Source organism: Aeromonas sobria (genome assembly GCF_006243315.1).
Lineage (GTDB): Bacteria > Pseudomonadota > Gammaproteobacteria > Enterobacterales > Aeromonadaceae > Aeromonas > Aeromonas sobria_A.
Genome location: NZ_NKWE01000006.1, coordinates 1 through 9,978 on the forward strand (window position 1 = coordinate 1; position 9,978 = coordinate 9,978).

At 60.7% G+C, this 9,978-nt stretch carries 9 protein-coding genes and 1 pseudogene; 6 read left to right on the forward strand and 4 right to left on the reverse strand.

Annotated elements, in window-relative coordinates; translation table 11 throughout:
- From CF137_RS01900 to CF137_RS01910, 3 genes are all read left to right on the forward strand, one after another.
- A partial coding sequence (locus CF137_RS01900; RefSeq protein ID WP_139501802.1) for a Tn3 family transposase occupies window positions 1–583 on the forward strand: 583 nt, incomplete at its 5' end.
- Window positions 584–905: 322 nt separating this feature from the next.
- A complete protein-coding gene (locus CF137_RS01905; RefSeq protein WP_039062313.1) occupies window positions 906–1,175 on the forward strand; it encodes a hypothetical protein in 270 nt (89 codons plus the stop codon).
- Window positions 1,176–2,184: 1,009 nt separating this feature from the next.
- Window positions 2,185–2,430, forward strand: coding sequence for a plasmid replication protein RepB (locus CF137_RS01910; protein WP_113740795.1), 246 nt, complete (start codon window positions 2,185–2,187; stop codon window positions 2,428–2,430).
- Window positions 2,431–2,434: 4 nt separating this feature from the next.
- Here CF137_RS01910 and CF137_RS01915 read toward each other — a convergent pair whose 3' ends face one another.
- A complete protein-coding gene (locus CF137_RS01915; RefSeq protein ID WP_139717545.1) occupies window positions 2,435–3,832 on the reverse strand; it encodes a mobilization protein in 1,398 nt (465 codons plus the stop codon).
- 488 nt (window positions 3,833–4,320) lie between these two features.
- On the opposite strand from CF137_RS01915, the gene CF137_RS01920 reads away from it, so the two are divergent.
- Window positions 4,321–5,097: an SEL1-like repeat protein gene (locus tag CF137_RS01920; protein ID WP_139717547.1), complete on the forward strand. Its 777-nt coding sequence runs from the start codon at window positions 4,321–4,323 to the stop codon at window positions 5,095–5,097.
- 324 nt (window positions 5,098–5,421) lie between these two features.
- Here CF137_RS01920 and tetR(A) read toward each other — a convergent pair whose 3' ends face one another.
- Entirely contained in the window at window positions 5,422–6,072 is a 651-nt protein-coding gene (tetR(A), locus tag CF137_RS01930) for a tetracycline resistance transcriptional repressor TetR(A) (RefSeq protein WP_000164043.1), read from the reverse strand.
- Window positions 6,073–6,177: 105 nt separating this feature from the next.
- On the opposite strand from tetR(A), the gene tet(A) reads away from it, so the two are divergent.
- On the forward strand, window positions 6,178–7,377 hold the full coding sequence (gene tet(A) / locus CF137_RS01935) for a tetracycline efflux MFS transporter Tet(A) (RefSeq protein ID WP_000804064.1): 1,200 nt from the start codon (window positions 6,178–6,180) through the stop codon (window positions 7,375–7,377).
- 31 nt (window positions 7,378–7,408) lie between these two features.
- Here tet(A) and CF137_RS01940 read toward each other — a convergent pair whose 3' ends face one another.
- Both CF137_RS01940 and CF137_RS01945 read right to left on the reverse strand, forming a co-directional pair.
- Window positions 7,409–8,293 carry a DMT family transporter gene (locus CF137_RS01940; protein WP_000058717.1) on the reverse strand — a complete coding sequence of 295 codons (885 nt, stop codon included), beginning with the start codon at window positions 8,291–8,293 and terminating at the stop codon, window positions 7,409–7,411.
- A gap of 137 nt (window positions 8,294–8,430) precedes the next feature.
- Window positions 8,431–8,823 carry a cysteine hydrolase family protein gene (locus CF137_RS01945; RefSeq protein WP_001351729.1) on the reverse strand — a complete coding sequence of 131 codons (393 nt, stop codon included), beginning with the start codon at window positions 8,821–8,823 and terminating at the stop codon, window positions 8,431–8,433.
- A gap of 3 nt (window positions 8,824–8,826) precedes the next feature.
- Here CF137_RS01945 and CF137_RS01950 point away from each other — a divergent pair.
- Window positions 8,827–9,978 (forward strand): annotated as a pseudogene (locus CF137_RS01950) (Tn3 family transposase); the annotation flags it as partial.

The window sequence follows — 9,978 nt, forward strand, 5'->3', positions numbered from 1 at the left end:
GTTGCGCCCGCTGATCGGCGGCACCCTGAACATCAAGCACGTGCGTGCCCACTGGGACGACATCCTGCGCCTGGCCAGCTCGATCAAGCAGGGCACCGTCACCGCCTCGCTGATGCTGCGCAAGCTCGGCAGCTACCCGCGCCAGAACGGACTGGCCGTGGCCCTGCGCGAGCTGGGCCGGATCGAGCGCACGCTGTTCATCCTGGACTGGCTGCAAAGTGTTGAACTGCGCCGCCGCGTGCATGCCGGCCTGAACAAAGGTGAGGCGCGCAACTCGCTGGCCAGGGCGGTGTTCTTCAACCGCCTTGGGGAAATCAGGGATCGGAGCTTCGAGCAGCAGCGCTACCGGGCCAGCGGCCTCAACCTGGTGACGGCGGCTATCGTGCTGTGGAACACGGTGTACCTGGAACGCGCCACCCAGGGGTTGGTCGAGGCCGGCAAGCCGGTGGACGGCGAGCTGCTGCAATTCCTGTCGCCGCTGGGCTGGGAGCACATCAACCTAACCGGCGATTACGTCTGGCGGCAGAGCCGCAGACTGGAAGACGGGAAGTTTCGGCCCTTACGGATGCCCGGAAAACCTTAGCGTACGATTTTTTCCGAATTCTGCGGGCTCCCCGTCTGGAGTTCGGTGTCTGCCGCCAATGGGGATGTCGAGGCGGCTACAAAACGTGACCTTTTCGCCAAGCGTTTATCGCCTGCGGTATTGGCAGAGGCGCAGGCACTGGCTGGCCAGTATGTTGAACTGTACCAACCCAAGCAGTAACCCCATCGGCTAGTGCGTATAAGGGGGCGTTACGTTAAATCGGACGCCCTTTTTGCTGCTGGTCATCCTGCAAGATGACTTGTTTTGCGAGGCGTTATCTCCCATCCTGCGCCGCACTATCCCTTGTCTCGGAATCTCCCCCATGGAAACCATTACCCATCCCACCCTGGTACAACTGGTGGCGGCCGGTGCTGTTCGTGTCGTGATCGCAGTTGGCCAACCTGGCGGCTGGACGCTGCTGGTGCGCTACGGTCTAGCCGAACGTGCCCTGGCCGCCCAGCGCAGCAAGCAGCTCAGAGTTTTTCGCAAGCTCGATACCCTGGTTCTCTACCTGCAGCAGATCGGGGTCTGCCGGTTCGAGGTGGATGCCACGGGCTTCATGGGTGCCCCGAGACAGATCAGGAGCTCTTGAACATAAAAGGCGTTATGCGCACCACTTTTTGGCTGTTCGGACGAGCCCAGTGCTTGCAATATCTGGATTGCTGGCTCTTTTAACCTCTCCAGGTGATGAGGCTAAATAACCAAGTGGTGGCATGGTTAAGTTTGTAACTGTTTATTGACGATCCTCGAGGATCCAGCGTAACCTGTTCGCCAGAAACGAAAAAACCACCCGGCAAGGTGGTTTGTTCGAAGGTGTAGTCAGTTGGGGAACCGACTTCACCTGGTAACGGCTCCGTAGAGGGAAGCAGTCACCTAAAAGCCTAATAAGTTTAGCCTCCTTGGCGCCCATCAATCAAGCATTCCCTCTCTCTACGCCCGTTACCAAAGGCCACCACCTTTGGCGCTTTGTCGTACCCGCACGGATTGGAAGCATGAGTTTGTTGCCGTGAGTGGGTGTGGTTGGTCGGGCAGAACGGGGAATTCTCACATACTGCCCAGCGTGCGATCGCGCATCACAGCCTCTCTGGACTCGCAATCCAGAGGCATTTGCCAGTAGAGCGTAACGGGGAACCAACCACGGCCAGCTCTTTAAACACGGCGCGGCAGTCCGGCCCATAGGTGGGGACTGAAGCAGATGCAGCAGGACGGGATGTGTCTCTGGAGCGCGTGAGAGGGAGTCGTCGCAAACGGCCTCGATAGTCCAGAGCAAGGCGAGCTTATCCAGCGTAACTACGTCATTTTTGACATAGCCAAGCAGGAGGGCTCTCCTATCTTGAAGCGCAGCGAAAGATAGGAGAGCCTGCTGACTGAGGAGGCTTTGCCGACATCCTTTCTCGCGGCCTTTGGCCGCCTTCTTTGAGCCCTAGATTTACCCATAGAGAGAGGCTTGGCGAGGTGGGTAACTGCGCCCGTCCGTCCATCAGGGGCTTGTCCCCTGTGGGCGGCAGCAGTTATCCATGGAGCGCTCTTTGTCTTGACGGCATGGGCTGCTCGCGTACAATCAAATTTCGATTTTGACTGTTCAGATTAAGGATTTGATTGTGCAGGAACGAGACGCCAAGACTGTGTTCGACCTTGGGGGCTTCTCCAAAGCCCTGATCGCCCCTACCCCGATGGGCGCAGGCTACCATCTTCACCTGGTACGCTTCGGGAAGGGAGGGGAAACAGAGGTGATCGAGCGGCAGCGCGGCGGCTGGCGAGTCTTCACGACCATCGATGCGGCCGCGAACACCGCGAACCAGATCGGCTTTCGCCGCATCGAGGTAGACCTCAGCAGCCGCCGCTAGGCGGCTACATGCCCATATCAGAAGAAGAGTCTACTGTTCTGTCCCGTAGCTTCCGGCCCGTCTCTTTGACCTCTTTCGGCCAATCTATTCCATCAGCGGCCTGTGCCGCCCTTGCCGATGGCATCAGCACGTTCACGACCCGATCTGCCAGCTTTGCCCATGCTCCCGATATCCCAATGCTCTCTAGGCCGCTCTTAGCTGCATCTTTCAACTCTTGGTCTTGTGGTGCTTCAACTATTGCGACAAACGCGTCTAGCACGCCCCCAAGGGCCTTCAGCGCCCGTTCCTGAACTCTTGAGATGGCCTCATCTACATAGCCCTGCGTCTTTTTAACAGCCAGCTCTAGCCGACCCAGCAGCTCTGTTTGTTTCCGCTCTTCGTCTCTCAGGGCCCTCATCTTGTCCTCTCCCGCCCTGATCTCGGCGGCCTGCGCCTCAGCCTTGTCGTGCAGCTCCTTGATACGTGCCTCTGCGGCGTCAATCTCTGCGGCTCGCTCGGTCGTTTGGGTCAGGTAGTCCAGCTGCTGCTGAGCAGCATGTTTATGCCCGTACAGGGCACTTTTCTTTGATGCCTTGAGAAGCTGCGCCCGTGTGTAGAGTGGTTCCCCCCTCCCCAGAATCCCCGTTGAATGGAGAGGTTCGAGCGCATCAATGATCTCTTCCACAGGGGGCAGCTTAGGTTTTGAGAGCGGCGGTGTACTGACCTGTTCAGCAATGAGCGATGCTGCCCGTTTCGCGGCCTTGTAGTCCTTGTTCGGGAGCCGCGCTCGCCTCGGCCCTGTTCGCAGCAGGCCGAAGCGGGCTGATATGGTATGGATCTCGTCCTGCCATGCGCTCATGGCCTCGCTGTAGGCTTTGGTCTGTAGACCCTTGCGCTCCCCCCGCGCATAAGACGCTTTCTCTGCGGCCCAGCCAGGATGCACCACTCCGTAACTCTCACCAGGAAGCGGCACCAGGTAAAAGTGACAGTGGCGATAGGGCTCATCAACATGCTCTACCACAGACCGAAGGCGTTTCCCGTGCTTTCCCTTTAGGTGCTCGATCATCGCCTCCCGATACTTTTCCCAGCGGTCTTCTGGGAAGTCCTCGGGGACACTGAACACCCCGGCAGCCATGCACTGCCCATCGATGCGCAGCTTCTTCCCCTTCGGATCTTTGGCCTGTTCAGCCCACTCAGTTGCCACTTTAACGACTTCGGAAGGTGTCATGCCAAACTGGATGATCGGGTCTTTCACCTGCTCGATATCAAGGTGCTTATAGGCCCCCTTTTTCCGCTCTGCCTCGTCTGCTATGTCTTGTGCCGACTTACCCCCAGCAACCTTAGAGCTGGCTTTCCTTGCATACGAATCAAGGTGTGCGAACTGATAACCGGACATAGAGACCCCCATCAAAAATACCGTCATCAGAGTACCACCTAAATAGGCTGGTGTGGGAGGGGGCATATAAACATAGCGACCGACTATGTTTATGCGTTTGAGTCCTTCGTCCTCAAACACATAAACGCGGCCCTGCGGGGCAAAAAACTGCCGGCAGGCGTTTGGGATCGTACCGAGTTGAGATGGCTGACTGTCCATTTTACGGGGGTAGACCACCGGATCTGCTCCACACCGGTTCGGCCTGTTTCGGCCTCTAAAACCGCCCTGGAATCGTCATAAACTTTCAGCGCAAAAAGGCGCAGTGTTGAACCGCAACACTGCGCCTTTTGGGGTGTTCTGGGAGGCATCTGGTTGGGCGGCAAGTTTTCGCATGCGAAAACTTCAATTGAACATAAAAGCGATTAGGCGCGGCGGCTTTGGGGGAGCTCCTGCGCTGTTTTGGGATCCCCGAGACAACCCGCTGGTGCCACCTGCGATACGATGCGAGGCAGAATCCATAGATCAGTAGGAAAGAGATGAAAAAAGGGATTTTGGCACTGCTGGTCGTCGGGGCTTGTTGGGGCCCCACCCTGCAGGCAAATGACTGGAAAAATGCCCCCATTTCCGAAGTGCAGAAAGCGGCCGAACAGAGCGATGCAAAGGCGCAGTTTTTGCTGGGGTCAATGTACGTGCAGGGCAAGGGGGTGGCACAGGACGACAAGCAGGCGGTGACCTGGTTCCGCAAGGCGGCCGAACAGGGCGATGCCAAGGCGCAGGGCTTGCTGGGGATAATGTACGTGCAGGGCAAGGGGGTGGCACAGGACGACAAGCAGGCGGTGACCTGGTTCCGCAAGGCGGCCGAACAGGGCGATGCCACGGCGCAGTACCTTATGGGGATGGCATATGAGGATGGCCGGGGGGTGGCACAGGACGACAAGCAGGCGGTGGCCTGGTTCCGCAAGGCGGCCGAACAGGGCGATGCCAAGGCGCAGGGCTTGCTGGGGATAATGTACGTGCAGGGCAAGGGGGTGGCACAGGACGACAAGCAGGCGGTGACCTGGTTCCGCAAGGCGGCCGAACAGGGCGATGCCAAGGCGCAGAGCATGCTGGGGTCAATGTACGTGCAGGGCAAGGGGGTGGCGCAGGACTACAAGCAGGCGGTGGCTTGGACCCGTAAGGCCGCCGAACAGGGCAATGCCAAGGCACAACTTCTCCTCGGAGTGATGTACGACAACGGTGTGGGTGTGGTGCAGGATAACAAGCTAGCTTACGTCTGGGGGAGCCCGCAGAATTCGGAAAAAATCGTACGCTAAGGTTTTCCGAATTCTGCGGGCTCCCCTATCTCATCTGCGCAAGGCAGAACGTGAAGACGGCCGCCCTGGACCTCGCCCGCGAGCGCCAGGCGCACGAGGCCGGCGCGCGGACCCGCGCCACGGCCCACGAGCGGACGCCGCAGCAGGAGCGCCAGAAGGCCGCCAGAGAGGCCGAGCGCGGCCGTGAGGCTTGGACGCTAGGGCAGGGCATGAAAAAGCCCGTAGCGGGCTGCTACGGGCGTCTGACGCGGTGGAAAGGGGGAGGGGATGTTGTCTACATGGCTCTGCTGTAGTGAGTGGGTTGCGCTCCGGCAGCGGTCCTGATCAATCGTCACCCTTTCTCGGTCCTTCAACGTTCCTGACAACGAGCCTCCTTTTCGCCAATCCATCGACAATCACCGCGAGTCCCTGCTCGAACGCTGCGTCCGGACCGGCTTCGTCGAAGGCGTCTATCGCGGCCCGCAACAGCGGCGAGAGCGGAGCCTGTTCAACGGTGCCGCCGCGCTCGCCGGCATCGCTGTCGCCGGCCTGCTCCTCAAGCACGGCCCCAACAGTGAAGTAGCTGATTGTCATCAGCGCATTGACGGCGTCCCCGGCCGAAAAACCCGCCTCGCAGAGGAAGCGAAGCTGCGCGTCGGCCGTTTCCATCTGCGGTGCGCCCGGTCGCGTGCCGGCATGGATGCGCGCGCCATCGCGGTAGGCGAGCAGCGCCTGCCTGAAGCTGCGGGCATTCCCGATCAGAAATGAGCGCCAGTCGTCGTCGGCTCTCGGCACCGAATGCGTATGATTCTCCGCCAGCATGGCTTCGGCCAGTGCGTCGAGCAGCGCCCGCTTGTTCCTGAAGTGCCAGTAAAGCGCCGGCTGCTGAACCCCCAACCGTTCCGCCAGTTTGCGTGTCGTCAGACCGTCTACGCCGACCTCGTTCAACAGGTCCAGGGCGGCACGGATCACTGTATTCGGCTGCAACTTTGTCATGCTTGACACTTTATCACTGATAAACATAATATGTCCACCAACTTATCAGTGATAAAGAATCCGCGCGTTCAATCGGACCAGCGGAGGCTGGTCCGGAGGCCAGACGTGAAACCCAACAGACCCCTGATCGTAATTCTGAGCACTGTCGCGCTCGACGCTGTCGGCATCGGCCTGATTATGCCGGTGCTGCCGGGCCTCCTGCGCGATCTGGTTCACTCGAACGACGTCACCGCCCACTATGGCATTCTGCTGGCGCTGTATGCGTTGATGCAATTTGCCTGCGCACCTGTGCTGGGCGCGCTGTCGGATCGTTTCGGGCGGCGGCCGGTCTTGCTCGTCTCGCTGGCCGGCGCTGCTGTCGACTACGCCATCATGGCGACGGCGCCTTTCCTTTGGGTTCTCTATATCGGGCGGATCGTGGCCGGCATCACCGGGGCGACTGGGGCGGTAGCCGGCGCTTATATTGCCGATATCACTGATGGCGATGAGCGCGCGCGGCACTTCGGCTTCATGAGCGCCTGTTTCGGGTTCGGGATGGTCGCGGGACCTGTGCTCGGTGGGCTGATGGGCGGTTTCTCCCCCCACGCTCCGTTCTTCGCCGCGGCAGCCTTGAACGGCCTCAATTTCCTGACGGGCTGTTTCCTTTTGCCGGAGTCGCACAAAGGCGAACGCCGGCCGTTACGCCGGGAGGCTCTCAACCCGCTCGCTTCGTTCCGGTGGGCCCGGGGCATGACCGTCGTCGCCGCCCTGATGGCGGTCTTCTTCATCATGCAACTTGTCGGACAGGTGCCGGCCGCGCTTTGGGTCATTTTCGGCGAGGATCGCTTTCACTGGGACGCGACCACGATCGGCATTTCGCTTGCCGCATTTGGCATTCTGCATTCACTCGCCCAGGCAATGATCACCGGCCCTGTAGCCGCCCGGCTCGGCGAAAGGCGGGCACTCATGCTCGGAATGATTGCCGACGGCACAGGCTACATCCTGCTTGCCTTCGCGACACGGGGATGGATGGCGTTCCCGATCATGGTCCTGCTTGCTTCGGGTGGCATCGGAATGCCGGCGCTGCAAGCAATGTTGTCCAGGCAGGTGGATGAGGAACGTCAGGGGCAGCTGCAAGGCTCACTGGCGGCGCTCACCAGCCTGACCTCGATCGTCGGACCCCTCCTCTTCACGGCGATCTATGCGGCTTCTATAACAACGTGGAACGGGTGGGCATGGATTGCAGGCGCTGCCCTCTACTTGCTCTGCCTGCCGGCGCTGCGTCGCGGGCTTTGGAGCGGCGCAGGGCAACGAGCCGATCGCTGATCGTGGAAACGATAGGCCTATGCCATGCGGGTCAAGGCGACTTCCGGCAAGCTATACGCGCCCTAGGAGTGCGGTTGGAACGTTGGCCCAGCCAGATACTCCCGATCACGAGCAGGACGCCGATGATTTGAAGCGCACTCAGCGTCTGATCCAAGAACAACCATCCTAGCAACACGGCGGTCCCCGGGCTGAGAAAGCCCAGTAAGGAAACAACTGTAGGTTCGAGTCGCGAGATCCCCCGGAACCAAAGGAAGTAGGTTAAACCCGCTCCGATCAGGCCGAGCCACGCCAGGCCGAGAACATTGGTTCCTGTAGGCATCGGGATTGGCGGATCAAACACTAAAGCTACTGGAACGAGCAGAAGTCCTCCGGCCGCCAGTTGCCAGGCGGTAAAGGTGAGCAGAGGCACGGGAGGTTGCCACTTGCGGGTCAGCACGGTTCCGAACGCCATGGAAACCGCCCCCGCCAGGCCCGCTGCGACGCCGACAGGATCTAGCGCTGCGTTTGGTGTCAACACCAACAGCGCCACGCCCGCAGTTCCGCAAATAGCCCCCAGGACCGCCATCAATCGTATCGGGCTACCTAGCAGAGCGGCAGAGATGAACACGACCATCAGCGGCTGCACAGCGCCTACCGTCGCCGCGACCCCGCCCGGCAGGCGGTAGACCGAAATAAACAACAAGCTCCAGAATAGCGAAATATTAAGTGCGCCGAGGATGAAGATGCGCATCCACCAGATTCCCGTTGGAATCTGTCGGACGATCATCACGAGCAATAAACCCGCCGGCAACGCCCGCAGCATCGCGACCGTCATCGGTGAGAAGTTCGGCAGGTATTGGGTGGTGACAATGTAGGTGCTGCCCCAAATGGCAGGTGCTATCGCTGTGAACAATAAATCGGGCGTGCGTAATGACATGCGATTACAAGACCTCCGCTACGGCGATGGGTTTTTGAGAGTTGCAGGCGCCGCGATGACCGCACCCTGACTTGGACTGGCCCTGCCTCGCACCAATCCACCTGCGGCTATGGCCGCGATCATGCGAGGCCCGAAAATTACACGACCTGTACACGTCCGCCGAACCCGGAACGCAACAGAGCTTCGTGGGCATCCCGATCCGGGTCGTAGCAGCAGTCCTGGACCAAACGCACGTCGTAGTCCGCATCACTAGCCCAGGCGACGCTTGAAAGAACAACGCCGGTGGTGCTTATCCCGGCCATGACAAGCGTGCTTACGCCGCGCGTCCGAAGGTCGGCGTCGAGCGCCGTGCCATAAAAGACGCTGGCTCGCGGACATGCATAGAAAAGGTCGCCCCGTTCGATCGCAAGCCCTTCGACGGGCAGACCGGTGCGAAATCGTCCGCTCGGGAGATACGGTGAGATTTGGCGATTCGTCGCCGGCGGCGCATGTTCATACTCTTCGCCGAGCGAAAAGTTGGGGAACAGCACGGGCCGGCCGCGCAAGGCGTGCTGGCAGCCGTGCAGACCCTGCGTGAGATGAACGCCGACAACCTGCGCAAGGTGCCGGCCGATGCACCCACGGCCTTCATCAAGCCGCGCTGGAAGCCGCTGGTGATCACCCCGGAAGGCCTCGACCGGAAATTCTACGAAATCTGCGCCCTGTCCGAGCTGAAGAACGCCCTGCGCTCCGGCGACATCTGGGTCAAGGGCTCGCGGCAGTTCCGCGACTTCGACGACTACCTGCTGCCGGCCGAGAAGTTCGCCGCACTCAAGCGCGAGCAGGCCCTGCCCCTGGCGATCAACCCGAACAGCGACCAGTACCTGGAAGAGCGTTTGCAGCTGCTGGACGAGCAGTTGGCCACCGTCACCCGCCTGGCCAAGGACAACGAGCTGCCCGATGCCATCCTCACCGAGTCAGGGCTGAAAATCACCCCGCTGGATGCGGCGGTGCCGGATCGGGCGCAGGCGCTGATCGACCAAACCAGCCAGTTACTGCCGCGCATCAAGATCACCGAACTGCTGATGGACGTGGACGACTGGACGGGCTTCAGCCGCCACTTCACCCACTTGAAGGACGGGGCCGAGGCCAAAGACAGGACGTTGCTGCTGTCCGCAATCCTCGGTGATGCGATCAACCTCGGGCTGACCAAGATGGCCGAGTCGAGCCCCGGCCTGACCTACGCCAAGCTGTCCTGGCTGCAAGCCTGGCACATCCGCGACGAAACCTATTCGGCGGCCTTGGCCGAGCTGGTCAACCACCAGTATCGCCACGCCTTTGCCGCCCACTGGGGCGACGGCACGACCTCATCCTCCGATGGCCAGCGCTTCCGCGCGGGTGGCCGGGGCGAGAGCACCGGGCACGTCAACCCGAAGTACGGTAGCGAGCCGGGACGGCTGTTCTATACCCATATCTCCGACCAGTACGCGCCGTTCAGCACCCGCGTGGTGAATGTCGGCGTCCGCGATTCCACCTATGTGCTCGACGGCCTGCTGTACCACGAGTCCGACCTGCGGATCGAGGAGCACTACACCGACACGGCCGGCTTCACCGATCACGTCTTTGCCCTGATGCACCTGCTAGGCTTCCGCTTCGCGCCGCGCATCCGCGACCTCGGCGAAACCAAGCTGTACGTGCCGCAGGCC